The sequence below is a fragment of the Salinimicrobium sp. WS361 genome (assembly GCF_050750585.1).
In the GTDB taxonomy this organism is placed as follows: Bacteria; Bacteroidota; Bacteroidia; order Flavobacteriales; family Flavobacteriaceae; genus Salinimicrobium.
Window position 1 is genome coordinate 1 of record NZ_JBOJLM010000001.1, and the last position, 25,623, is coordinate 25,623.

The 25,623-nt window shown below is 42.7% G+C and carries 24 protein-coding genes and 1 pseudogene; 13 read left to right on the forward strand and 12 right to left on the reverse strand.

The genetic code is table 11. The features are described 5' to 3' along the window. The coding region (locus ACQ93I_RS00005) for a methylmalonyl-CoA mutase family protein (RefSeq protein ID WP_431696581.1) at positions 1 to 306 on the reverse strand (306 nt) is incomplete at its 3' end. A 4-nt stretch (positions 307 to 310) separates the two neighbouring features. Beyond that, complete coding sequence (locus ACQ93I_RS00010; protein ID WP_431696582.1) at positions 311 to 1,708, reverse strand: methylmalonyl-CoA mutase subunit beta; 1,398 nt, start codon at positions 1,706 to 1,708, stop codon at positions 311 to 313. Between the two features lie 871 nt (positions 1,709 to 2,579). Here ACQ93I_RS00010 and mce point away from each other — a divergent pair. From mce to ACQ93I_RS00035, 5 genes are read left to right on the forward strand one after another with little or no spacing between them, the layout of a single operon-like run. Next, on the forward strand, positions 2,580 to 2,990 hold the full coding sequence (gene mce, locus ACQ93I_RS00015; RefSeq protein ID WP_266068157.1) for a methylmalonyl-CoA epimerase: 411 nt from the start codon (positions 2,580 to 2,582) through the stop codon (positions 2,988 to 2,990). A 16-nt stretch (positions 2,991 to 3,006) separates the two neighbouring features. Beyond that, complete coding sequence (locus tag ACQ93I_RS00020) at positions 3,007 to 4,566, forward strand: acyl-CoA carboxylase subunit beta (protein WP_345599781.1); 1,560 nt, start codon at positions 3,007 to 3,009, stop codon at positions 4,564 to 4,566. Between the two features lie 10 nt (positions 4,567 to 4,576). After that, a complete protein-coding gene (locus ACQ93I_RS00025) occupies positions 4,577 to 4,948 on the forward strand; it encodes an OadG family protein (RefSeq protein ID WP_345599782.1) in 372 nt (123 codons plus the stop codon). A gap of 11 nt (positions 4,949 to 4,959) precedes the next feature. Continuing rightward, positions 4,960 to 5,385: a biotin/lipoyl-containing protein gene (locus tag ACQ93I_RS00030; protein ID WP_345599783.1), complete on the forward strand. Its 426-nt coding sequence runs from the start codon at positions 4,960 to 4,962 to the stop codon at positions 5,383 to 5,385. Positions 5,386 to 5,427: 42 nt separating this feature from the next. Continuing rightward, complete coding sequence (locus ACQ93I_RS00035; protein ID WP_345599784.1) at positions 5,428 to 6,681, forward strand: sodium ion-translocating decarboxylase subunit beta; 1,254 nt, start codon at positions 5,428 to 5,430, stop codon at positions 6,679 to 6,681. A gap of 77 nt (positions 6,682 to 6,758) precedes the next feature. Here ACQ93I_RS00035 and ACQ93I_RS00040 read toward each other — a convergent pair. From ACQ93I_RS00040 to ACQ93I_RS00060, 5 genes and pseudogenes are all read right to left on the reverse strand, one after another. Next, positions 6,759 to 7,427, reverse strand: a pseudogene (locus tag ACQ93I_RS00040) (DUF2490 domain-containing protein). A 298-nt stretch (positions 7,428 to 7,725) separates the two neighbouring features. After that, entirely contained in the window at positions 7,726 to 9,624 is a 1,899-nt protein-coding gene (locus ACQ93I_RS00045; protein WP_431696585.1) for an amidophosphoribosyltransferase, read from the reverse strand. A gap of 63 nt (positions 9,625 to 9,687) precedes the next feature. Further along, positions 9,688 to 10,611, reverse strand: coding sequence for a PfkB family carbohydrate kinase (locus ACQ93I_RS00050; protein WP_431696587.1), 924 nt, complete (start codon positions 10,609 to 10,611; stop codon positions 9,688 to 9,690). 56 nt (positions 10,612 to 10,667) lie between these two features. Next, positions 10,668 to 11,150: a ribonuclease HI gene (rnhA, locus tag ACQ93I_RS00055; RefSeq protein WP_266068149.1), complete on the reverse strand. Its 483-nt coding sequence runs from the start codon at positions 11,148 to 11,150 to the stop codon at positions 10,668 to 10,670. Next, on the reverse strand, positions 11,143 to 11,745 hold the full coding sequence (locus tag ACQ93I_RS00060) for a phosphoribosylglycinamide formyltransferase (protein ID WP_431696588.1): 603 nt from the start codon (positions 11,743 to 11,745) through the stop codon (positions 11,143 to 11,145). Before ACQ93I_RS00060 ends, rnhA begins: the two co-directional genes overlap by 8 nt. Positions 11,746 to 11,894: 149 nt before the next feature. On the opposite strand from ACQ93I_RS00060, the gene ACQ93I_RS00065 reads away from it, so the two are divergent. The 5 genes from ACQ93I_RS00065 (at position 11,895) to pyk (ending at position 16,175) form a co-directional block, all read left to right on the forward strand. Further along, on the forward strand, positions 11,895 to 12,131 hold the full coding sequence (locus ACQ93I_RS00065; RefSeq protein WP_013069791.1) for an acyl carrier protein: 237 nt from the start codon (positions 11,895 to 11,897) through the stop codon (positions 12,129 to 12,131). A 17-nt stretch (positions 12,132 to 12,148) separates the two neighbouring features. Beyond that, complete coding sequence (gene fabF / locus ACQ93I_RS00070) at positions 12,149 to 13,402, forward strand: beta-ketoacyl-ACP synthase II (protein WP_345599789.1); 1,254 nt, start codon at positions 12,149 to 12,151, stop codon at positions 13,400 to 13,402. 8 nt (positions 13,403 to 13,410) lie between these two features. Then, the gene (rnc, locus tag ACQ93I_RS00075; RefSeq protein ID WP_431696591.1) at positions 13,411 to 14,148 is read left to right on the forward strand and encodes a ribonuclease III; all 738 of its coding nucleotides are present in this window, start codon (positions 13,411 to 13,413) and stop codon (positions 14,146 to 14,148) included. 108 nt (positions 14,149 to 14,256) lie between these two features. Then, entirely contained in the window at positions 14,257 to 14,745 is a 489-nt protein-coding gene (locus ACQ93I_RS00080; protein WP_266068143.1) for an IPExxxVDY family protein, read from the forward strand. Further along, the gene (gene pyk / locus ACQ93I_RS00085) at positions 14,745 to 16,175 is read left to right on the forward strand and encodes a pyruvate kinase (protein WP_266068142.1); all 1,431 of its coding nucleotides are present in this window, start codon (positions 14,745 to 14,747) and stop codon (positions 16,173 to 16,175) included. The genes ACQ93I_RS00080 and pyk overlap by 1 nt, the downstream gene beginning before the upstream one ends. Positions 16,176 to 16,285: 110 nt before the next feature. Here the strand turns inward: pyk and dinB are convergent, their stop codons facing one another. Further along, positions 16,286 to 17,383, reverse strand: a complete 1,098-nt coding sequence (dinB, locus tag ACQ93I_RS00090; protein WP_431696593.1) for a DNA polymerase IV — start codon at positions 17,381 to 17,383, stop codon at positions 16,286 to 16,288. 141 nt (positions 17,384 to 17,524) lie between these two features. On the opposite strand from dinB, the gene ACQ93I_RS00095 reads away from it, so the two are divergent. The 3 genes from ACQ93I_RS00095 to ACQ93I_RS00105 are packed head-to-tail and all read left to right on the forward strand — an operon-like array spanning position 17,525 to position 19,182. Beyond that, positions 17,525 to 18,187: an NAD(P)H-binding protein gene (locus ACQ93I_RS00095; protein WP_431696594.1), complete on the forward strand. Its 663-nt coding sequence runs from the start codon at positions 17,525 to 17,527 to the stop codon at positions 18,185 to 18,187. A 9-nt stretch (positions 18,188 to 18,196) separates the two neighbouring features. Next, complete coding sequence (locus tag ACQ93I_RS00100; protein ID WP_431696595.1) at positions 18,197 to 18,682, forward strand: CYTH domain-containing protein; 486 nt, start codon at positions 18,197 to 18,199, stop codon at positions 18,680 to 18,682. After that, entirely contained in the window at positions 18,661 to 19,182 is a 522-nt protein-coding gene (locus ACQ93I_RS00105; protein WP_431696596.1) for a YciI family protein, read from the forward strand. The genes ACQ93I_RS00100 and ACQ93I_RS00105 overlap by 22 nt, the downstream gene beginning before the upstream one ends. Before the next feature lie 72 nt (positions 19,183 to 19,254). Here the strand turns inward: ACQ93I_RS00105 and ACQ93I_RS00110 are convergent, their stop codons facing one another. From ACQ93I_RS00110 to ACQ93I_RS00125, 4 genes are read right to left on the reverse strand one after another with little or no spacing between them, the layout of a single operon-like run. Continuing rightward, positions 19,255 to 20,658: an efflux transporter outer membrane subunit gene (locus tag ACQ93I_RS00110; protein ID WP_431696597.1), complete on the reverse strand. Its 1,404-nt coding sequence runs from the start codon at positions 20,656 to 20,658 to the stop codon at positions 19,255 to 19,257. Between the two features lie 3 nt (positions 20,659 to 20,661). Next, the gene (locus ACQ93I_RS00115) at positions 20,662 to 23,799 is read right to left on the reverse strand and encodes an efflux RND transporter permease subunit (protein ID WP_431696598.1); all 3,138 of its coding nucleotides are present in this window, start codon (positions 23,797 to 23,799) and stop codon (positions 20,662 to 20,664) included. 9 nt (positions 23,800 to 23,808) lie between these two features. Next, complete coding sequence (locus tag ACQ93I_RS00120) at positions 23,809 to 24,927, reverse strand: efflux RND transporter periplasmic adaptor subunit (RefSeq protein ID WP_431696599.1); 1,119 nt, start codon at positions 24,925 to 24,927, stop codon at positions 23,809 to 23,811. Between the two features lie 19 nt (positions 24,928 to 24,946). Beyond that, positions 24,947 to 25,435, reverse strand: a complete 489-nt coding sequence (locus ACQ93I_RS00125) for a GbsR/MarR family transcriptional regulator (protein WP_266068133.1) — start codon at positions 25,433 to 25,435, stop codon at positions 24,947 to 24,949. Positions 25,436 to 25,623 lie beyond the last annotated feature (188 nt).

A 25,623-nucleotide genomic window follows, 5' to 3' on the forward strand; every position in this document is an offset into this window, starting at 1 on the left:
TCCTTTTTGACCCGCAGCGAGGTTGCGGCGGTAAAAGGCGTTACTTTCTTCGGCGGTTGAGAACCCGGCGTACTGCCGAATGGTCCAGGGGCGCATCACGTACATGGTGCTGTAAGGCCCCCGCAGGTATGGCGGAATTCCCGCAGCAAAATTGAGATGCTTCAGGTTCTTGACATCTTTTGCAGCATAAATTTTTCTACCTTCGGCCGCAACTTTCAGATTACCTGATTCATTTGGAGCCGTAGCGACTTGAGTTCCTGTCTCAGGTTCCAAAAGTGTCATATTTTGAAGTGATTTTCTTTTCATGGTTTTAGCTTTCGGTTAATATTCCCTGCTCCTTTTTAAGCCTTTCCTGTTCAAGCTTTTCGCTTAGGCGTACAGGGAAAAGAGGTTCAATAAGAGTATCTTCAGAAGAAGTTTTTGCAAAAGGATCAAATTCCAGTTCCTGCGTCATGAGGTCCTGTGAATTTTCAAATTTATTAGTGCCAATAAGAACCAGCTTACCTTCGTCAAAAAGCTGTTGTTCCTTTTGGGCGCTCTCTTTTATTCTTTTTTGAAGTTCGCCTTTCAGTAAAAGTTCCAGGTAGCCGCCTTCTTCTTCAATTTGCTTGAAGATCTCAAAGGCTTTACCGGCAAACTCGTGGGTTAGATGTTCAATGTAATACGCCCCATCGGCCGGGTTGGCTACTTTATCGAAATAAGCCTCGTGTTTCATCACAAGAAGCTGATTGCGGGCTATACGCCTGCCAAATGAGCTGTCTTTATGGAAAAGCAGGTCATAAGGCTGATTACTCACAGCATCGGCACCTCCCAATACAGCACTCATACACTGAGTGGTGGAACGAAGCAGGTTCACGTTGTAATCATATAAAGTTTTATCCCTTTGCGATGGTTGCGCGAGGATAAAGCAGGTTTCGGGAAGCCCGTATTCTTTTGCCAAAGAAGCATAAAGCAGGCGAAGCGCCCTTATTTTTGCAATCTCAAAGAAGTAGTTGCTGCCTGTAGCCAGGATGAACTGTGGCTGAAATTTATCTTGTTTTTCCCCTTTTTGACACACTAAGTTGAGGTACTCATTCACGTGAGCAAGAGAAAAAGCAAGTTGCTGCGGAATGCTGGCTCCTGCATTTTGGTACAGGTCGCTGTTCACGCTTACTTTAGAAGCAAAAGGAGACGCAGTTTTAGTTACAGATATTAAGGTGCTAAAATCTCTTTTTTGGTCAAAAAACCATTTTCCTGTGGCGGCAAGATTGCCCAAAATATCCAGTTGCAGGTATACTTCTGCATTTTTGTTTTTGAAGTAAGACTTCAGCCTTTCAACATAATCAGGAGAGAAGAATGAAAAACTTAAATGAACCTGCAGGTTCTCTAAATTAAATCCTTCAAAAAGTACATGGGGTTCTACATCTTCCGAAGAAATATGGAGCCAAAGGCTTTCTGCACCTTTTTGAAGCGCTTTTGCGGCCTGTGTATTGCCCTCGCCGGCCGAAGTTACATTGATCTTTTCACAGATGCGCCAGGGAAGTGGCGGTGGTAGCTGCATGTGGTCTTTTACATCTGTTAAAGTATAAAAGGGCTGTACCTCGATCCCGTCAAGAGATCTAAAAACTAATTTCTCATCGTAACTGGCACCTTTTAGGTCCTGTTTGATTTGATCTTTCCATTGTTCAGCTGGAACATCTGGAAATTCCTGAAATAATGATTCCTTCATTTTTATCGTTTTAATGAAAGTAATTGCATCGCTGCATGAGAGATTACGGGACTGTCTCGTAATCTGTTCTATAGATATCCCTAAGGGATCTTTTTGAAAAATTTACTTTAAATGAAATATTGTTGATTCTTAAGGTATCCAGCATTTGCTTTCGAAAATTGAGTAACTTCAAAAGTTGGTCCCGGCTAAAATTCGTAGTAGCCCGATATTGATCTCTGCTGAAATGGAACAAGATGTTCACGACCTAAATCTTAAGTGAAAGTTTTAACCGGTCTGTTTTTAGATTCAGTTGGAATTATAGAAGCAGAGAAGATTTTTAAAAATACTCACAGCTTCTATTTTTTCCCTTTATAAAAACATTACTTCTGTCTTGGTGGAAACATTTTATTATCTCCAGACACCAGCCAAATCTTCCCAGTAAATTTACTTATAACTTTTGTGAAAAAGGATCAAAATGAGGATGATTTTAATCATTCTTTAAGAAAAATTATTGGTCGATCTTTACGCAGTTATTTTTAATTCGGACCCTTTGGTAAGCCTTGCTATCACTACAACGATTGCGTTAATTTATAAAAAATTGCCGGGGTTTTCGAGGCTGTGAAAGTTAAAGTTTCGTTACCTTTATAGGACATTTATACAGTATCAAATGATACGCATTTTAAGTCATATTTTCCACTGGTTTAAGTTGTGCTTTTCTTACCAACAATTAAGAATTGCGTTACCTCCAATTTTGCCATGGAATCAAGATGAAGATTGTAAATTATCTCTTCCTGAAGAAGGGTTAAATATTTTTTATCGGTAAAAAACAGAAATCGCAGGGGTGCGATTTTTTTTTGCTCTAAACTGAAGTGAAACTAAAACTATATAAACCATGAAACCAACGCATATAGAACATATAGGTATTGCTGTTGAAAGCCTTGAAGAGGCAATCCCCTTTTACGAAAAAACCTTTGGGTTAAAATGTTACTCTGTAGAAGAAGTGAAGGACCAGAAGGTCAAAACGGCTTTTTTTAAAGTAGGCCAAACAAAAATTGAATTGCTTGAGTCTACAGCTCCCGATGGGCCTATTGGAAAGTTTATCGAGAAAAAAGGTCAGGGGGTACACCATATCGCTTTTGCAGTAAATGATCTTCAGCATCAATTGGATGAACTGGAAACAAAAGAAGTAAAGCTTATAGATAAAACTCCCCGAAAAGGCGCAGAGGGGCTCAATATTGCCTTTTTACATCCAAAATCAACTTTTGGTGTATTGACAGAACTCTGTGAACAACCTCAACAGTAATTTAAAAATTATATAAATGTCAAGTCAGGATAAAGTAAACGAATTGATCCAGAAACGGGAAATAGCCCGTTTGGGTGGTGGACAAAAACGTATAGATGCCCAACACGAAAAAGGAAAACTTACGGCACGAGAACGTCTGGAAATCCTTTTAGATGAAGGTAGTTTTGAAGAATTCGACATGTTTGTCACCCACAGGTGTACCAATTTTGGAATGGAAGAAAATAAGATTCTGGGAGATGGAGTCGTTACAGGCCACGGCACAATTGATGGCAGGGTAGTCTACGTCTTTTCACAGGACTTTACCGTTTTTGGGGGCTCACTGTCTGAAACTTTTGCCCAGAAGATATGTAAGGTGATGGATATGGCTATGAAGGCCGGCGCACCGGTAATTGGAATTAACGACAGTGGTGGAGCCCGTATACAGGAAGGGGTGACTTCACTTGCAGGATATGCCGAGATCTTTGAACGCAATATCCTTGCCTCCGGATTAATCCCTCAAATTTCTGCCATTTTTGGACCCTGTGCAGGAGGAGCTGTTTATTCACCGGCCCTCACAGATTTTGTAATGATGACCGAAGAGAACAGCTACATGTTCGTTACCGGGCCAAAGGTGGTTAAAACCGTAACCGGCGAAGATATTTCTGTTCAAAATCTTGGTGGTGCCAATATTCACGCCTCAAAATCGGGCGTATCACACTTTAAGGTTTCCACAGAGGAAAATGGATTGCTGTTAATAAGAAAGCTGCTTTCCTACCTTCCGCAGAATAACCTCGAAGAAGCTCCTATTCAAAATAGTACTGACCCTATAGATAGAAGGGACGATTTTTTAAATACCATTATTCCCGACAATCCAAACCAGCCTTACGATATGCAGGAGGTGATCTACAGTGTTGTGGATGAAGGTGAGTTTTTAGAGGTGCACAGAAATTACGCGAAGAATATAATCGTGGGATTTGGAAGAATGGACGGCCAATCTGTAGGTATAGTGGCCAATCAACCTAATTTCTTAGCCGGTGTGCTGGACAGTGATGCTTCAAGAAAGGCAGCACGGTTTGTACGCTTCTGCGATTCCTTTAATATTCCTATCCTCACCCTGGTAGATGTGCCGGGATTTTTACCCGGAAGCGGCCAGGAGTATGCAGGTATCATTATTCACGGTGCAAAACTCATGTTCGCCTATGGTGAGGCTACCGTGCCTAAGATCACTATCACCTTGAGGAAATCTTATGGTGGGGCGCATGATGTGATGAGCTGTAAACAACTTAGAGGAGACCTTAACTATGCCTGGCCATCGGCAGAGATTGCCGTAATGGGAGCTTCAGGAGCTATTGAGGTACTTGAAGGAAGAGCTATGGGTGCGATCAAAGATCCTGAAGAAAGAGCCGAATTCAAGGCTAAAAGAGAACAGGAATATCAGCAGAAATTTGCGAATCCATACCAGGCAGCTGCATATGGATATATAGATGACGTCATAGAACCCCGTAATACCCGTTTTAGGATCATTAGAGGCCTCCAGACGCTACAGACAAAGAAAGTCACCAATCCGCCGAAGAAACACAGTAATATCCCCCTTTAAATAAATAACTATGGAATATGCTTCAACATCGGCCACAGACTGGTCACAAATATGGATCATTACAGGGGTGGGTTATACCGTTGTCTTTCTTGCTCTCCTGCTGCTCATGTTCGTATTTAAGAAAATGCCGCAAATACTTAATCTCGGGATCGGAAAAAAGATCAAAGAGGTTAGAGAGAAATCACGTTATAAAGAAAATGGAAACGCCGAAGAAGAACGCTATCTCTCGGGAGAGATTAGTGCTGCTATAGCAATGGCGCTACATTTATACTTTAAGGAGCAGCACGATGAAGAAAGCGGTGTGATCACTATTAAAAGAGTTGCCCGCACTTATTCTCCATGGAGTTCTAAGATCTATGGAGTAAACAATAACCCACGGTAAAGAATATAAAAATGAAGAAATTCGATTTTACAATAAACGGAAATAAATATTCGGTTGATATCAAAGAGTTTGAAGATGAACAAGCTACCATTCATGTAAATGGAACCGAATACGTGGTGGAAGTCCACCAGGAAAAGAAGCGTGTTAAAACACCCAAGCTGGTAAGGGAAAACGTAGTGCGGCAACCCGGAGAGGGGCACATTGCGAAGAAAGCTTCCTCTGGAGGTTTCCCCGTAGAAGCACCTCTGCCAGGCAGTATCTTTAAGATGAAGGTGAAGGAAGGTGACACGGTAGCCAAGGGAGATTCCCTGCTTATACTTGAAGCCATGAAAATGGAGAATGATGTGTTGGCAGACCAGGCAGGAGTCATTAAGGAAATAAAAGTTAAGGAAGGAGATGCTGTTCTACAGAATGATCTACTCCTGGTAATAGGATAGACCTATTTCAACAAATCTTTCCCTAATTCTAAAAACAAGATTGTGAAAAAATTATTAACTGTTATAGTTGTACTGGGCATTCTTTACCTCATCCCAACCCTTTTGGGAGGAGAATTAATGGCTCAGGATTTAGTTCCTAACATACCAAAAGAAGGAGGAGGTCTTACAGAAGGGCTGCTTCACTTTTGGGAATACACCGGTTTCGCGAATGCGACCTTTGGTAATTTCATCATGATAGCTGTAGGTCTGTTATTTATTTTCCTGGCTATTCGCTTTCATTATGAACCTCTATTGCTCATTCCCATAGGTACAGGTATCCTTTTAGGTAATATTCCTTTTCCTGCAGGGGCAGGTGTTGGGATCTACGAATCTGGTTCTGTGCTTAATTATCTTTATTTCGGGGTCACCCAGGGTATTTATCCTCCATTGATCTTTCTGGGGATTGGAGCCATGACAGATTTCTCGTCTCTCATTTCCAACCCGCGTCTCATGTTGCTGGGCGCAGCTGCCCAAATTGGGGTTTTTGGAACCTTTATTGGAGCTATCGCCCTGGGGTTTGAAGTACATGAAGCAGGAGCAATTTCTATCATTGGTGGTGCCGATGGCCCTACAGCCATTTTTGCTTCGGCTAAACTGGCGCCTCAATTAATTGGTAGTATTGCTATTGCGGCCTATTCGTATATGGCTCTTGTACCGGTAATTCAGCCTCCTATCATGAAGCTGTTGATCACCAAAAAAGAGAGGCTTATAAGAATGAAGCCACCGCGTGCTGTCTCTAAAACTGAGAAGATCTTATTCCCAATTATAGGGATGTTGCTCACCACCTTCATTTCTCCATCGGCTATTCCGCTTCTTGGTATGCTTTTCTTCGGAAACTTACTTAAAGAAAGTGGGGTTACAGACCGTCTTGCCGATACAGCCAGGACAAAAATGATAGATATTGTGACCATTCTTCTGGGGGTAACTGTGGGGGCTTCAACACAGGCAAGCGTGTTCCTTACAGGGAGTTCAATCAAAATATTCGCGCTTGGGGCAGTTTCTTTTATCATTGCCACTGCCGGCGGACTCCTTTTTGCCAAAGTCATGAACTTATTCCTCAGTGAAAAGAATAAAATAAATCCTCTCATAGGTGCGGCCGGCGTTTCGGCGGTGCCTGATAGTGCCCGTGTAGTTCAACAGGAAGGGATCAAAAGCGATCCTTCAAACCACTTGCTCATGCATGCCATGGCACCCAATGTTAGTGGTGTGATAGGATCGGCTGTTGCCGCTGGTATTATGATTAGTTTCTTAATGTAGAAACTATTGGTAGTTGATTGAAAGGGCTTCGAGATACATGGAGCCCTTTCTTTTGCTGCCGCTTTTCTTTCTCCCGCTTAGTGTTCTTTTTGTTCTAAGAACCTTGTCTTAAAAACCATTCCCACTCTTAACCGGTCGTAATGTGCGCGCCTAAAATGGTTTTTTAAATACCCTATTTCTATTTTTAGATCTTGATGTAAGCTGTACCCAAGCCCAATATGGAACCGGTTTTGATTAAAATATGGCTCTTTCAGGTTTATAAACACCTCATTAAAAGCCGTAAAGTATAAACTTTTGTACAAAGGCCGGTCAAATTTAAGTCGGTAACGAACGCGATGGCTAAGATCATATTGAGGTTCCTGCCTTTTCTAGGTAGACTCCAGCCGAAAACGATGAGCAATATAGGGGCTCAAAAATGGCGTTTTTAAGGTCGCTTCTTCCCAGACCCTGTGCTGTATTGTGAAACTATCTTCGGAAAATGCTTCAGAATAGACATAATCGTAGCCCACAGAAGCCGAAAAATTCTTTGAAAAGGTATGGGTGACCCCGCTGCGCAGCATAATAAACTGAAATTTATCAAGCATCTCGTAATGCTGAAGTAGTGCCACCGTGGGAATGCTCCATTTTTCAGAAATGTGATGCTGGCCAATAATTTCTGTCCATGATCCTAAAAGATCCTCTTTGTTTTGTGCCGAAAGTGAAATAGTATAAAGAAACGAGAGAAGAAAAAAGGCCTTTTTGGGCATGGTAATAACTCTTAAATATGGAGTATAAAAATAAGCTATTTTTCGGCCTTAACAGTGGCCTACCTTGCTAAATTGGACTAATGGAAAGAGTATTTAGGAAGGGATGAAAAGTGCTGAAAATAAAAAAGGTGGAAAGATCCACCTTTTTTGCCCCAAATCTACCATGAACTTAACCTACTTATGTTATGGCTTTGTAAAAGTAGATATTAATCTTTGTTTCCAATAGCTTTTTAGATGAAGTACATAAATTTTAGTTAAACTGCACAATGGACTTCACGAGTGGCAGAAAAAGCTTATTTTAATATGCTCTGTCTGTACTTCCTTCATAAAAATTGATGAACGCCCGGTTTACTACCCTGTTACCTCCAAAGGTGGGGTAATCCCCGGTAAAGTACCAGTCTCCCAGGTTTTGAGGGCATGCTTTGTGAAGGTTTTCTACAGTTTGAAAGATGATCTTCACTTCAGCTTTAATAGTATCATTGCTTAGCAATTCGGCAATTTTATCAGAGATTTGTTGATTTGTAAAAGGTGCGTAGATCTCTTTTACAAAATTCTTTACATCCTTGTCATCAAGTTCTACCTGCTGCCTGCACTTCTCATAGACCTCATCTACAATTTGATATTGATCTGTTTCCTTAAGGAGCTCTAAAGCAGCCTGGAATGCCACAAGGTTCTCCAGCCTTGCCATGTCTATGCCATAGCAGTCTGGGTACCGTATTTGCGGAGCCGAAGATACTACAACAATCTTTTTAGGTTTGGTACGATCAAGCATTTTAAGGATACTCTTCTTCAAAGTAGTACCACGCACAATGCTGTCATCAATGATCACCAGGTTATCTTCAGGTTTTACCACCCCGTAGGTAACGTCGTAAACGTGTGCCACGAGGTCATCGCGACTACTGTCTTCAGTAATAAAAGTGCGCAGTTTGGCATCTTTTATGGCAATCTTTTCAGTTCTCAAACGGTGATTAAGGATCTCCTGCAGGCGTGCATCGGTCAAAGACTCTTTTTCAGCAAGAATGGTATCATTCTTTTGTTTATTGAGTTCATCCTGTGCAGCTTCTACCATGCCGTAAAAGGAAGTTTCCGCAGTGTTTGGGATGAATGAGAAAACGGTGTTTACGGTATCGTGGTCTATGGCCTTAAGAACTTCGGGCATCAGGAGCTTTCCAAGCATTTTCCGCTCGCGGTAAATTTCGGAGTCACTTCCGCGGGAAAAATAGATGCGTTCAAAAGAACAGGCTTTTCTTTCCAGCGGTTCAAGGATTTGCTTGATCCGCACATTTCCGTTCTTTTTGGTAATAATTGCATGGCCCGGTGGCAGTTCTTTGACTTTGTCAAAATCTACGTTAAATACTGTTTGTATCACCGGTCTTTCCGAAGCAACTACAACCACCTCGTCATCACAGTAATAGTAACAGGGCCTTATCCCGGCAGGATCCCTTAATACAAAGGAATCTCCATGCCCTAAGAGGCCGGCCATTGCATAGCCGCCATCCCAGTTCTTTGCCGATTTTTTAAGGATCTTACCAATTTTTAACTGCTCGGCAATGAGGGGAGAAGCTTCTACTTTTGAATAGCCTTCGGTTTTAAGTTTTTTGTAAAGTTTTCTAACTTCATCATCCAGAAAATGGCCTATTTTCTCCATTACAGTAACGGTATCGGCCTTTTCTTTTGGATGCTGACCTAACTCTACCAGGTTGTTGAAGAGCTGGTGCACATTGGTCATATTGAAGTTTCCGGCAACAATAAGGTTACGGTGCATCCAGTTGTTTTGGCGCAAAAACGGATGAACGCTTTCCACGCTGTTCTTTCCAAAAGTGCCATATCTCACATGTCCCAAAAATAGCTCTCCCAGGTAGGGAATATGCTTTTTTTGAAGGGCAACATCCTCGGCATATTCGGGGTGCTCCTTTATTTCGTCATTAATGCGTGCGTTGATTTGAGCAAAAATATCCTGTATGGGTTGTGCTGCATTAGATCTTACACGGCTTATATAGCGATCGCCGGGTTGGGTATTGAGTTTAATACTGGCAAAACCGGCACCATCCTGCCCCCGGTTGTGCTGCTTCTCCATCATGAGGTACATCTTATTTACCCCATAAAATGCCGTTCCATACTTTTCTTTGTAGTACTCTAATGGCTTGAGTAGGCGCAATTGGGCAATTCCGCATTCGTGTTTTAAAGCATCACTCATATCTTGTTGTTGTTTGGCCCGGGTTTAGTCATAAAAAAAGCCCTGAAATTACAGGGCACAATATTAAGTAAGTTTGATTTGGAATTGTGTTAAGGATTTAAACTCTTCCAGGCGTTGATGCACTTCTTCTTTTTTGAGGTCCTGCATCCTTTCGGTCCCAAATTTCTCTACGCAGAAAGAGGCGAGATTAGAGCCGTAGATCACTGCATTTTTCATATTTTTGAACGAAATGTCTCCTGTATGCGCCAGGTATCCTGTAAACCCGCCGGCAAAAGTATCTCCAGCTCCTGTAGGATCAAAAACCTCCTCTAGCGGAAGTGCGGGAGCAAAAAAGATCTGTTCGTTATGGAACAGTAAAGCCCCGTGCTCTCCTTTTTTAATCACTACATATTTAGGGCCCATTTTAGCGATCTTACGGGCAGCTTTCACTAAAGAGTATTCATCTGTAAGTTGCCTTGCTTCTTCGTCATTTATGGTAAGAACATCTACCTTTTCAATCACCTTCATAAGGTCATCCCAGGTATTGTCCATCCAGAAGTTCATAGTGTCAAGCACCACAAGCTTTGGCCTTTCAATTTGTTCAAGTACGCTAAGCTGTACAAGTGGGTGAAGGTTTCCCAGCATCACCACATCGGGAGATTTGAAATCTTCGGGCACCACCGGCTGAAAGTCGGCAAGTACATTCAATTGCGTGTCAAGCGTGTCGCGGGAATTAAGGTCGTTGTGGTATTTACCGCTCCAAAAAAAGGTTTTTCCGCCTTTAATTATTTCAGTGCCGCTAAGGTCGATATTCCTGTTTTTTAGCAGATCCAGATATTCCTGCGGAAAATCTTCTCCTACCACAGATACTATAGCGCTTTTAATATCGAATTGTGCTGCAGAGAGGCCAATATAAGTGGCTGCACCACCAAGAATTTTATCTGTTTTACCAAAAGGGGTTTCGATGGCATCAAAGGCGACCGTGCCCACTATTAATAATTTATTCATAACGTTCTTTAAAAATGAGGTGCAAATATACGTTTTTGTTTTTCAAGCCCTGATACTCAAAAAAGGCTTTTCGAGTCTCCTTCAAATCCTGTGTCTATTAAAAGGCGTTTTCCTTTTGAGGCCTCTACAGCCAGACTGTCGCAGCGTTCATTTTGAGGATGTGCATTGTGGCCTTTTATCCACTGGAATTTCACCTTGTGTTTGCGATATTCTTTCAGGAATTCTATCCACAGGTCCACATTCTTTCGCTCCTTAAAACCTTTCTTTTCCCAGTTAAAAACCCAGCCTTTTTCTACAGCGTCGGCAACATATTTGGAATCGGTAAAAACAACCACCCGGGTATCAGGATTTTTCAGTTTTTTAAGGGCATCTATCACGGCCAGCAGCTCCATCCTGTTATTGGTGGTGTGTTTATAGCCTTTTGCAAATTCCTTGCGGTACGGTTTTCCTACCCATTCCATTACTATTCCGTAACCGCCGGGCCCCGGATTTCCCCTGGCTGCCCCATCGGTATATATGTGAACATTGGCATCAATCATTCTCGGCAGGGAGTAAGAGGTTTTCTATTACCTTCGGAAAGTGTTCCTGTTCCAGTTCATGGATCTTGTGAGCAATATCTTCTACAGAATCTTCAGGATTAATAGCAGTGGTAGCCTGAAAGATCATTTTTCCTTCGTCATAATTTTCATTGACGTAATGTATACTTATGCCTGTTTCCACTTCCTTTTTTTCATGTATAGCTTTGTGAACATTCATGCCATACATGCCTTTTCCGCCGTATTTTGGCAGGAGAGCAGGATGAATATTGATCACCTGATTAGGGAAGTGTTGCAGAATATTGGTGGGGAAGATCCAAAGAAAGCCGGCCAGTACAATAAGGTCTGGGTTCATATCTATCAATAAACGTTGTACCTCATTGGACTGGTAAAGTGCCTGGCGGTCAAAATGCAGAGCCTTTACGCCCAGATTATGTGCTCTTTCCAGTACTTTTGCCCTGCGGTTGTTGGAGAAAACCGCGACAACTTCTGCAGTGTCTTTTTGCTGAAAGTACTTAATAATGTTCTCGGCATTTGATCCATTACCCGAAGCAAAGATCACAATTTTGTTCTTTCTGGAATTTTTTACTTGTTGCAAGCGTAGGGTGTTAACAATTATTGGCAGGTAAAAATACTGGCTTTAGGCGGAAATTATGTAATTTACATTCACATTTTTAAAGTAAAAACAGGTTTTAAAATAAAGTTTTTTATTTTTGCCACTTAAATTAAAAATTAAAAACACAAGTTATGTCAGACATTGCATCAAGAGTAAAAGCGATTATCGTTGACAAGTTAGGAGTTGACGAGAATGAAGTAGTAAACGAAGCTAGCTTCACCAACGACTTGGGCGCTGATTCATTAGACACTGTAGAGTTGATCATGGAGTTCGAGAAGGAATTTGATATTCAGATTCCAGACGACCAGGCAGAGAACATTGCTACTGTGGGTCAGGCAATCTCTTATATTGAAGACGCAAAAAAATAAAAAACTAACATATCCTTATGGAGTTGAAGCGAGTTGTAGTAACTGGATTAGGTGCCCTTACCCCCATTGGAAATAACATTGAGGAATACTGGGAAGCCCTGGTGAATGGTAAAAGCGGGTCTGCACCCATTACCTATTTTGATACCGAGAAATTCAAAACTAAATTCGCTTGCGAGATCAAAAACTTCAAGGTTGAAGATTATTTTGATCGAAAGGAAGCCAGGAAGCTTGACAAGTTCGCCCAGTACGCCCTGGTAGCTTCCGATGAGGCTATCAAAGATTCGGGGCTGGACCTCGATGTTATTGATAAGCTTCGTGTAGGAGTTATCTGGGGTGCCGGGATTGGAGGTCTCGAAACCTTTCAGGATGAAGTTTTGGCTTTTGGTAAGGGAGACGGAACACCGAGATTCAACCCTTTCTTTATCCCTAAAATGATTGCCGATATTGCTCCGGGAAATATTTCCATCAAGCACGGCTTCATGGGTCCCAACTATACTACAGTTTCAGCATGTGCATCTGCAGCCAATGCGCTTATAGATGCGTTGAATTATATTAGGTTGGGCCACAGTGATATAATAGTAACAGGGGGAAGCGAGGCGGCAGTTGCTCCTGCCGGAATGGGCGGTTTCAATGCCATGCATGCGCTTTCAACAAGAAATGAAAGTCCCGAGACTGCTTCAAGACCTTTTGATGCAACACGAGATGGTTTTGTCTTAGGTGAAGGTGCAGGCGCACTTGTTCTTGAAGAATATGAACATGCAAAAGCGAGAGGAGCGAAGATCTACGCAGAAGTACTTGGAGGCGGGTTATCTTCGGATGCCCACCACATGACTGCCCCACATCCGGAAGGAATAGGAGTAGTGGCTGTAATGGAGAATTGCCTTAGAAATGCAGAACTTAAACCGGAAGATGTAGATCACATCAACACACACGGAACATCAACACCGTTGGGTGATGTGGCTGAACTTAAGGCTATTAAGAAGGTGTTTGGAGAACATGCCAAAGATATTAATATCAACTCTACAAAATCCATGACAGGTCACCTGTTGGGTGCTGCGGGAGCTGTAGAAGCAATTGCCTCTATTCTCGCAATGAAACATGGAATTGTACCACCTACAATCAATCACAAAGTTCAGGATGAAAATATTGATCCCGAATTAAATCTTACCCTTAATAAGGCGCAGAAGAGAGATGTGAAAGTGGCTATGAGCAATACTTTTGGTTTTGGAGGTCACAATGCCTGCGTTTTGTTCAAAAAACTGGACGAGTAAATCCTTCCATGAGTGTAATAAGAAACATATTAAATTCCCGCTCTTCCAGAGGCGGGAATTTTTTTGTGGAATTAACAAAGATAATGGGGTTCAAACCCCGCAATATTGCACACTACAAAAAAGCATTCACCCACCGCTCTTTAAACCAGAAAGATGCAGAGGGCAACGCCATCAACTTTGAAAGGATGGAATTTCTTGGAGATGCTATGCTAAGTGCCGTTATAGCTTCGCACCTGTTCAATGAAGTGCCAAGTGGTAACGAAGGCTACCTCACAAAAATGCGCTCCAAGATTGTAAGCCGTAAGCACCTGAATGAACTTGGGAAAGATCTCGAGTTGATCAAATATATTCAGACTAATATTCCCATAGAGCAGTTTGGCACAAACATCCATGGAAACCTTTTTGAAGCCCTTGTAGGTGCCATTTACCTTGATAGGGGCTACAGGTATACCAAAAAATTTATCTATGAAAGGGTGATTGAGCCTTATGTAGATATCGAGCAACTGGAAGGCACGGTTATAAGTTATAAGGGTCTTTTAATAGAATGGTGCCAAAAGGAGAAGAAAGAGTTTAGCTTTGAAGTCTATGAAGATACAGGAAAAGACGAGCTAAAACATTTTGCTGTAAAATTAAGGATTGAGAACAGGGTTGTGGCTAAAGCCAGGGCGACCTCAAAGAAGAAAGCCGAAGAAAAAGCATCCAAAAGGGCATATTACGCCCTGCAGAGCAAAATTGACCACTCTTAAAAATATAGCAGAAACTATAACGTTTTCGTAAGATATTCTGAAAATATACCCCAAAAAATTACTTTTCTGCGATGCAATAATTATCTTTAGCCTTTGATGTAAAATCATATGCCGGCGCATAAACTGGTTTTAAATGACGTTTTTGAACAGCCCTACAAGCTACTTGCAGTACATTCTTCGGTAGAAGAGTACAAGCTGGCTTACCTGTTGAACAAACATTTAGGCCTTAAATTAGCCAGAACGCCAAAGGATATTGATCTTCATAAAGGAAATGAGAGCAACTATTTTGCGCATTTTATCTATGAAGATCTACGGCAATATTGTACTTATCACCTGGTAAGTAATGTTGCCAGGCGGGAAGGAAGAACGGGTTCTAATAAGGACTCTCTTTTTTTTGGGGATGAACTGGCTGTCCAAAAATCAATCCTTTTACCAGAATTTAAGCAGGTAGATTTTTTGCTGAAGATCGAGGATGAACTGGATGCGGTATCTTTAAAGATGCTCAACGCATTGATCCTCGAGATCCCACAGGTTTCTACGGCGTATGCCGTTGATTTTCATCACATAAAAACTAAAGAAAATTTAATTTTTGACTAATGCCGAATACGAAAAAGACTAAAATTGTGGCCACCCTAGGGCCAGCAACGAGTTCGAAAGACGTTTTGAGAGATATGATGCATGCAGGTGTAAACGTGTTTAGGATCAATTTTTCTCACGCCGATTATGAAGATGTAAAACAACGCATAAAGCTTATAAGGGAACTAAATGAAGAAAATGGCTTTACCGCGGCCATACTTGGTGACCTGCAGGGACCCAAATTAAGGGTAGGGAAGATGAAGGAAGAAGTGGTGGTAACCAAAGGAGATGAAATCACCTTTGCCACCGGTGAAGAATTTGAAGGCACAGCTTCAAGGGTTTACATGAACTACGATGAATTCCCTCAGGATGTAAAAGCCGGAGAGCGAATTCTTCTTGATGATGGTAAACTTATCTTTGAAGTGGTGTCTACCAACCAAAAAGATGAGGTTCTTGCAAAAGTGATACAGGGAGGCCCATTGAGATCTAAAAAAGGAGTTAACCTTCCTAATACAAAGATTTCCCTTCCGGCCCTTACCGAAAAAGATATTCAGGATGCCATTTTTGCAGTTGAGCAGGGTGTAGACTGGATTGCACTTTCTTTTGTAAGAAACAGCGATGACCTTATTCAACTTCAGAATTTAATAAAAGAACATACAGATCACAAGATCCCAATCATCGCCAAGATCGAAAAGCCTGAAGGTGTTGATAATATCGACAAGATCGTGGCTTATTGCGACGGACTAATGGTAGCAAGGGGTGACCTGGGAGTGGAAATTCCTGCACAGGAAGTTCCGCTTATTCAGAAGCAACTGGTGCTAAAGGCTAAAAAAGCCCGTATTCCGGTTATAATTGCTACCCAAATGATGGAAACCATGATCACCAGCCTTACCCCTACAAGGGCCGAGGTGAACGACGTGGCGAACTCTGTAATGGACGGGGCCGATGCCGTGATGTTAAGTGGAGAAACTTCAGTAGGTAATTACCCGGTGCAGGTGATTGAAAAAATGAGCCAAATTATTATGAGCGTTGAGAATTCACCGCTTATTAAAGTACCTCATGAGCCACCTCACGTGCGTACTAAGAGATACATCACCAAATCTATCTGTTACCACGCTGCCCATATGGCCAATGAGATCAAAGCTAAAGCTATTTGTACTTTGACCAATAGTGGTTATACAGCTTTCCAGATCTCGGCCTGGAGACCAGAATCTAATATTCTTGTGTTCACTTCTAATAAAAGGATCCTTAATCAATTAAGCCTTTTATGGGGGGTACGTGCGTTTTACTACGATAAAATGGTAAGTACAGACGAGACTATTGATGATATCAACAGGATTGCTTCAGAAAATAAATTTGTTGAAAAGGGTGATTTCACCATCAACCTCGCAGCCATGCCTATTACCAGTAAAGGAATGGTGAATACATTGAGAATTTCAGAAATTGAATAATATTTAGTATTGAATACTTAGTATTGAGTACTGAGAATTAATTTTAAAAAGCCATAGATCGCAAGATCTGTGGCTTTTTTCTTTATGGAATATTATATCTCTCAATGCCTTCAAAAATCAAACTTTAGCTGCACTGCAATTTCCTTCTTCTCCTCTTTTTCTTCCGCTTTATCGGTATTGAGGTTAGACAGGGAAATTCCGAGCAGGCGGACGCTTTCCCTCATTTTTTCCTGGTACAACAGCTCTTTTGCGGCTTCCAGGATCAATTCTTTTGAAGAGATGTAGTAAGACAGCGTTGTACTGCGGGTTTGCAGCGTAAAATCGCTGTATTTTATCTTTAGGGTGATCGTTTTTCCCGCAACCTTACTCCGGGCAAGGCGCCGCTCAATTTCTTCGGAAATATTCTCCAGCCGCTCCAGCATAAAAACTTCTGAAGATATATTCTCTTCAAAAGTGCGCTCTGCACCCAAAGATTTCCTTATTCGTGAAGGTTTTACTTCACTATTGTGAATTCCCCGCACCACCTGATAATAATATTCCCCGCTCTTTCCGAAGTGGTCATTGAGAAAATCAAGAGGTTTGGTTTTAAGGTCTTTTCCGGTAAAGATACCCAGCCTGTACATCTTTTCGGCAGTTACCTTGCCTACCCCGTAGAACTTCCTTATTTCGAGATCTTCCAGGAAAGCCTCCACCTCTTCGGGGTTTACGGTCTTTTGTCCGTTAGGTTTGTTGACGTCACTGGCTACCTTGGCAATGAATTTATTGATCGATATCCCTGCGGAAGCATTTAAACCAGTCTTCTCCTTTATCTTCTGCCGAATTTCTTTGGCGATCATCGTGGCACTGGGATTGCCTTTTTTATTCTGGGATACGTCAAGGTAGGCTTCATCAAGTGACAGGGGTTCTACAAGATCTGTATACTCAAAGAAAATATTCCTTATGCGCTGTGAAAGTTCCTTGTAGCGTTCAAATCTTGGCTTTACAAAGATGAGCTCGGGGCAATTGCGCTTTGCCAGCACACTGCTCATGGCACTTTTCACACCAAACTTGCGGGCTTCATAACTTGCCGCCGCTACAACGCCGCGCTGCGAACTACCGCCCACTGCAATAGGTTTACCGCGCAGTTCTGGGTTGTCTAACTGTTCTACCGAGGCATAGAACGCATCCATGTCTACGTGAATAATCTTCCGCTGTATGATCTCCTCCATCGCTGTAAAATTAGTGAATCTTCAGCTTCAAGTTTTGAAATGGCGCTACTTCCGAAGAAAAAATAAGTCTCAAAAATACCATTTTTGACTCCCTTTGATTTGAGACAGAAATCTGCTACCTTCATAAAAAAAGAAAAAACTATGAAAACAGCTATTATATTGGGAGCCACAGGCCTTACAGGTGGAGAGTTGCTCGAAAGGCTGCTGAAGGATAAGCGCTATGACAAGATCAAACTTTTCTCCCGCTCTACCGCAGGTGTCAAAAACGACAAAATTGAAGAACATTTAATTGACCTGTTCGAGCTGGAAAAACACGCAGATGATTTTGTGGCCGATGAAGTGTACTGCTGTATTGGCACTACCCAGGCAAAAACGCCCGATGAGGATACTTATCACAAAATTGACTACGGAATTCCCGTAAATGCTGCAAAACTGGCCAAAAAGAACGGAATTTCGAGGTTTTTGGTGATCTCGGCCCTGGGAGCCGATGAAGAAAACCGCTTTTTCTACAACCGTACAAAAGGAGAAATGGAACGCGACGTAAAGGCGCAGGGCATTGCCGAAACTTACATTTTTGAACCTTCCCTTATCGCCGGGAAGCGCGATGAAAAACGCCCTTTTGAAGCCGCCTGGCAAAAGACGATGAGTGTGGGCAACCACCTGCTTATTGGGCCGCTTAAAAAGTACAGGAGTATTCTTGCCGGAAAGATCGCCGATGCCATGATCTACGTGGCCAACAATAAATATTCGGCTACCTGTATAAAATCTTCGGAAATTAGGGAAATTGCCGATAGTTACCGTTAATCATTGTACATGCAGGAAATAGAACGCAAATTTCTCATTTTAGAGATCTCCGATTTTAAAGAGGAAGCCCGAAACAAGACCAGAATCGTGCAGGGCTATCTCAACTCGGCACCCGAAAGAACCGTGAGGGTGCGCATAAAGGCTGAAAAAGGCTTTTTGACCATTAAGGGAAAAAGCTGTAGCGACGGCCTCTCACGTTTTGAATGGGAAAAGGAAATTCCCCTTTTTGAAGCCGAAGAACTGCTGAAGCTTTGTGAGCCGGGTGTCATTGAAAAATTCAGGTATGAGGTTGAAGTAGGGGAGCACATTTTTGAAGTCGACGAGTTTATAGGTCTTAATGAAGGCCTGCTAATGGCTGAAGTGGAGCTTCAACATGAAAATGAAGAATTTTTAAAGCCGGCATGGCTGGGTAAAGAAGTAACAGGAGAAAAGCGTTACTACAATTCTTACCTCAGTAAATTTCCTTTTAAGGAATGGCAAATATCAAGACCATGAAAAGACTTATCTTTTTAGGAAGTGCACTTTTGTTGATCACATCATGCAACCAGAGCCGTGACACCAGGGGAATTCCAGGGCCGGAAGAGGTGGAGGCAAGAATGCCCGATACCATTAAGGATGCTGAACAGGAAGCGGCAGAGCTTCAGAAGCAGGGTTACCAGATTTTTTTGAATGGGCAGGGGGAAGAACAGCAGCTCATGCAGCAGTACTTTATAGTGTTTCTGAAAAAAGGAGAAGATAGAACCCAGGATTCTCTTACAGCTGCGAAGCTTCAGCAAGAGCACCTGGCGCATCTTGAGCGAATGGCTTCAGAAGGATATCTCAGCATGGCAGGTCCTTTTGGTGACGACGGTGATATTAGAGGAATTGCAGTTTATAATACCCCAAACCTCGAAATGGCCGACAGTCTGGCGAGGCTTGATCCCATGGTTGTGGCTGGAAGGTTAGCCATTGAAGTCTATCCATGGTGGGCAGCAAAAGGCAGCGCGCTTAAATAGGAACTGAAGCAAAAAAAAGCAGCCCCGAAAAAACGGGGCCACTCCAACAACTAAAAATCCAATCATGAAAAGTTACTCCCAGCCGCCTCCCAGCGCCTGGTATAGATCTACTATGGCACTAAGCTCATCATACCTTATATTCACCAGTTCCAGTTGAGAATTAAGAGCATTTTCTCTTGCTGTCAATACTTCAAGATAGTTTGCAAAGCCACTGTTAAGCAAGTCTTCTGAGTAAGAAGTGGCCAAATCGTAGGCCTCAAACTCATCCTGTTTGAAATCAAATTTTCTATCGGCTGCAGCATAATTATAAAGGGCATCCGAAACTTCTCTGGAGGCATCCAAAATAGCTCTTCTAAATTCCAGAAATGCAATTTCCTGTTGAGCCTGGGCTACTTCATACTGCGTCCTTATCTCTCGTCGATTAAAGATGGGCTGAGTAAGGTTGCCTATAATGGTGGCAAATAAGGAATTGCTGTCGATAAGTTCTTCTATGTCGAGACTTTGGAAACCTCCGGTTGCAGTGAGTCGCAGTGCCGGATAAAAGCTGCTTCGTGCAGCATTGGTTAGCTGGAAAGCATTGACAAGATTATATTCTGCCGCAATAACATCGGGCCTGTTTCTCAACAGCTGTACCGGCACTCCTGTTCTTAGTTCGGTATTGAGCTCCTGCCGTCCAAGGTCGCTCCTTACAATGGCATGAGGGGCTTCTCCTAAGAGGATTGAGAAAGTATTTTCCAGAAGCCTTATTTGGTTAGCAAGTTCTATTTCAACAGCTTGTGCCTGATATAGCTGGGCTTCAGTTTGTTTTACGCCCACCTCGGTCACATTCCCTGCTTCTTTAAGAGCTCTAATAGTTTCCACGCTATTGATCCTGTTCGCCACCGTTTCCCGGGTAATTTCCAGTTGTTCATCTAAAGCCAAAAGTTGATAATACAGGTTGGCAACATTGGCAACCAACCTGGTCTTCACAGCCTGGTGTGCAGCTACTGTTTGTAGGTAGGCCGCTCTTTGTGCCCTTTCATTGCTTCTTATCCTTCCCCATATATCGGCTTCCCAGGACAGGTTGGCGGTAGCATCATATTGAGTAATACCACCATCAAAGAAGCTTCCAAACTGGCTGTTTTGTGCTAATCCCTGATGGTTTACCTGCGCTGATAGTCCCAGCGTTGGATAATAACTTGCCTTGGCCTGCTTCAGGTAAGCACCTGCAGCTTCAATTTGCTGCAGTGCTATTCTAATGTCGATATTATTCTCCAGTGCCCGGTCAATATGGTTTGTCAGTACAGGGTCTGTAAAGAGTTCTCTCCACGAGATCCTGGCCATAGACAAAGTATCTGTAGGCAGATTATCGGTTCTGTAAGCTTCGTTTTCAACTACTTCTTCGGGCCTGGAATATTCCTTAGCTACAAAACATGACTGAAGAGATAGCAGGACCGCGGGAATTAAAATGAACTTGTATATATTTAGTCTTCTCATTTTCTATAGGTTTTCATTTGCGGCTTTAGGTTGTCCCGAGATTTTTTCCTGGAGCCATTGGAACAGGATGTATAGAATTGGGATGATAAAGATTCCCAGTAGGGTACCTATTAACAATCCACCAACGGCACCTGTACCAATAGACCTGTTTCCTGCAGCTCCTGTTCCTGTAGCGAACACCAGAGGAAGAAGCCCCACAATAAAGGCAAACGAGGTCATAAGAATAGGACGTAAACGTGCTTTTGCAGCTCCAAGAGCCGAGTCAACAATTGAGTTTCCGGCATTTCGCCTTTGCACGGCAAATTCCACAATCAAAATGGCATTTTTGGCAAGTAAGCCCAGTAGCATGATAAGCGCGATCTGGAAATAGATGTTGTTCTCCAGTCCTGTAAGGGCTGTGGTAACATAAGCTCCCATTACCCCAACCGGTAGCGATAGCAGTACGGCAAGCGGAAGTAAATAACTTTCATATTGTGCTGCAAGAATAAAGAATACAAATAGCACACTTAGAAAGAAGATGAAAGTCGTTTGGTTTCCGGCCGATACCTCTTCCCTGGTAAGCCCAGAAAATCCGATATCAAATCCTTCCGGAAGAGATCCTGTTCCCACTTCCTGTACGGCAGCAATAGCATCTCCCGAAGAAAATCCTGGTGCCGGTGCACCGTTCACACTGGCCGAGTTAAAGAGGTTAAACCTGGTAACCGACTGTGGCCCGTAAACCCTGCTTAGGGTTACAAACTGCGTGATAGGAGCCATTTCTCCCTGGGAGTTACGCACAAAGATCGAGTTGAGATCATCTACAGTGGCCCGGTCTTCGGGCAGCGCCTGTACATAAACCCTGTATTGTTTTCCAAAGCGGGCAAAATCGGCTGCGTATACAGATCCTATATAAGACTGCAACGTAGAGAAAATAGTACCTATATCTACTCCTGCTTCTTTTGCCTTCGGAATATTTAAGTCGATCTCGTACTGCGGATAATTGGTGTTGAAAGAACTGTTGGCGTACAGGATTTCGGGTCTGGCTGAAAGATCGGCCAGGTAATTTCGTGTTGCGGCATCAAGGTCTTCAAAACTACCCCCTGTACGGTCTAGTACCTTTAATTCAAATCCTGAAGAGGTCCCGAATCCTGGTACACTTGGAGGCTGGAAAAAGAGAATATTGGCATCAGATATTCCTGCAGCGGCACCAAAGAGTTTTGCTATGATATCTTCGGCCGACATGCCATCTTCGGTCCTTTCATCCCAGTTGTCTAGTTTGATAAAGCCAATTCCGTAGTTACTACCGGCACCTCCAAGGAAGCTGAAACCGTTTACTACAGAAGCCATATTAATTCCGGGAATTTGTTGTGCTCTTCGGCTCAATTCCGCAGTAACCTCGGCAGTTCTATCAAGAGAAGCACCTGCAGGCAATTCGATATTGGCGAAGATCATCCCACGGTCTTCATCGGGTACAAACCCGGTAGGAGTCGTAGATGAAGCCCAGAAGATCCCTCCTATGGCAGCTATAATGATCGCGCCGGTTATCCATTTGTTTTTGTATAGGAAAGAAACCGAATTCACATACTTCTTCGTAGTGACATCAAAAGCCACGTTAAAGGTTGAAAAGAAGCGCTTCAAAAAGCCTTTTCTTTTTCCTTCTTTTTCGTCGTGAGGCTTCAGAAAGAGCGCACAAAGGGCCGGACTCAGAGTTAAGGCGTTTACTGCTGAAATAGCGATTGCCACCATTAAAGTTACCCCAAACTGTTCGTAGAAAACTCCTGTAGGGCCTGAAATAAATGTAACCGGAATAAACACCGCACCCATCACCAAAGTAATAGAGATAATTGCACCTGCAATTTCTTCCATGGCCGAATGGGTTGCTTTTTTGGCATTTTCGGCACCCTCTTCCAGCTTGGCGTGTACCGCCTCTACAACCACAATGGCATCATCTACTACAATACCAATTGCCAGTACAAGTGCAAATAACGTAAGCAGGTTGATGGAGTAACCAAAGAGGTTGAGGAAAAAGAAGGTTCCAATAATAGACACCGGCACTGCAATGGCCGGAATAAGAGTAGATTTAAAATCCTGAAGGAAGATAAACACTACCAGGAATACCAGTAAAAAGGCTTCAAAAATTGTGATTACCACCTTGCTTATAGAAGCGTTCAGAAACTCGTTCGAGTCAAAGTTGATCACTGTTTTAAGTCCGGTAGGATAGTTTTTTTCGAGCTCATCAAGTTTATCGTGAACAGTCTCGATAATTTCCTGGGCGTTTGATCCCGGAGTTTGATAAACTGCCATACTCACCCCCGGTTTTCCGTTGGTGAAAGAGATCACATTATAACCCTGGGCATCAAGTTCTACTTCGGCAACATCTTCAAGTTTCAAGAACCTTCCGTCGTCAAGAGCTTTAATAACAATATTGTTGTAGTCTTCGGGGGTATTATATCTACCACTGTACCTAATCACATATTCAAAAGCTTCAGCATTATTTTGACCTAAAGATCCGGCTGCAGCTTCCTGGCTTTGCTCGTTAATGGCACCAATAACATCTGAAGGGATCAGGTTGTAGGCGGCCATTTTTTCAGGTTGTAACCAAACCCTCATCGCATAGGTTTTGGCTCCAAACACACTCACGTCACCAACCCCGTTGATCCTTTTAAGTTCAGGGATCACGTTGATGTTAAGGTAATTCTGAATAAATGTAGCGTCGTAAGCTTCATTTTCAGAAAGTACCGTGAGGAACATGAGGGCACTGGTTTGCTGCTTTTGGGTAGTAACCCCACTCTGAGTAACCTCGCGTGGCAGTAAAGGAGTAGCACGGGCCACCCTGTTCTGTACGTTTACCGAAGCAATATCGGGGTCTACGCCCTGTTTAAAGAATACATTGATGCTTGCACTACCGTTGTTACTGGCAGTTGAGGTAATGTAATCCATTCCCTCAACCCCGTTAATTTGCTCTTCAATGGGAATGATCACACTTTCGAGTACGGTAGCTGCGTTGGCCCCGGCATAATTGGCATTTACCTGCACCGTGGGGGGAGCAATATCGGGATATTGGGTCACCGGTAAAGTGGTGATGGCCAAAATTCCCAGCATAACTATAACTATCGAGACTACTGTAGATAGTACAGGTCTCTCTATAAAAGTCTTTAGCATTAGTCGTTCTTATTTAAAGATTGGTTTAATGGAAGTGGCAATACTGTCAAAGGATACAGGCTGAGGAATAATTGGAGTGTTATTTCTCAATTTTCCAACTCCCTGCGCTACGACCTTATCTCCAGGTTTAAGTCCTTCTCCCACTACAATAAGGTTTTGAACGCGGTCAAGCACCTCAATTGGTGCACTGGTAGCAAGGCTGTCTCCCTGTACTGTGTACACATACACAATTCCCTGTTGTTCAAAGGAAGCAGATTCGGGTACTACCGGAACGTCTTCATAGGTACGCGGAATTCTAATTCTCCCGCTGTTACCGCTGGCAAGAATACCGTTAGGGTTAGGGAACATCGCTCTAAAGCTCACTGTTCCTGTTGATGGATCAATTTGCCCTGTTACGGTTTGAATCTCTCCTGTTTCAGAATAGATCCTGTCGTTCACCAGTTGAAGTTGTACCGGCGGGAAATTTTCTATTTTTTCTGAAAGGTTTTCCCCTTCAGCATTTTGAATGAAGTCTAAATAATCTCTTTCATTCATAGAGAAAAAGGCATAAACCTCATCAATGTCTGAAACAGTGGTGAGTGGTGTTGGATCACCCGGACTAACCAGCGCTCCTTCTCTAAAATTAATGGCACCTACATAACCATCTACAGGGCTCTTTATAGTGGCGTAACCAATATTTGCGGCAATACTGCTATAACCGGCTTTTGCCTGCTCAAGTCTTGCTTTTGCAGTTTCAAGTTGTACCGGGCTTATAATCCCTTTTTCTACAAGGGGCTGTAATTTATCTACCTCTACCTGTGCCGCATTTACGTTAGCTTTAGCTGCACCGGCTTCCTGTGATAAAGACTCGGTTTCAAGCCTGAAAAGCGTTTGGCCTTTTCTCACTTTTTCTCCTTCATCTACTAATACTTGCGTAACATATCCGGGGACTTTTGCTCTCACGGCACTGCTTACCGTACCTTCAATACTAACGGGATATGAAGTAAAACCTGTGATGGTTCTTTGTGGAACTTCAATAACCGGAAAAGGAGTGGCAGCACCACGTTGGGCTGCGCCTGCCTGCTGGTCCTGGCATGAAAAAGCCATAAAGGCAATTAACATCATTCCTATAGCGTGTAGTTTTCTCATATTCTGCTTTCTGTCTGTTTTAATTGTTTCTAGATAAAAGTTTGTCCCTGAATTTTTTTACTGCGTTTGAAGTTTCCTCTAAATAAGTGAGAAAATCTTCCTGAAATTCCAGATCAAATTGAAAGCCGCCGGTTTCCCTGGCTTCGCAATTGCACTGCTCTTTATATGCCCGAATTTTGAGGTGGAGCCTTTTCTCTTTGTCCCATTTTGTGATCATTTCCTCCATTAGATTGAGGATAAGATTAGGGTCAATGACAAAGTACCGCTTGCGGTCCCCAGGTTTGGTAAAATATGTTACCCTGTTTGTTGCTTGAAGATGATCCAGATGAGTAGAAACCGTACTTTTTCCTGCACTTAATTCACACACCATCTCATCGAAAGTCACCCCTCTTCTTCCCGCAAGAATAAGAGTAGCAAGAATACGCGCTGCAAGGGGAGCAAGATTGTCCTCCTCCAGGTGTACTCCCAGTTCTTCTATTAGCGTCTTTCGCTGAATTTCTAAGTCCACGTTTTTAACTTCTCAAATTTGAAGCTGCAAAACTACCACTTAGTTCGGGAATTTCCGAACTAAAGGAACTATAAAATTTTGTTAATGCCTGCTGCCTGAATATGAAAAAAGCCGCCTAAAAGCTATTGTTGTCATCCTGAAGTTTCAGAAACGACATTTTAAGAGCTTTTAAGACAGCTTTTTAGGAG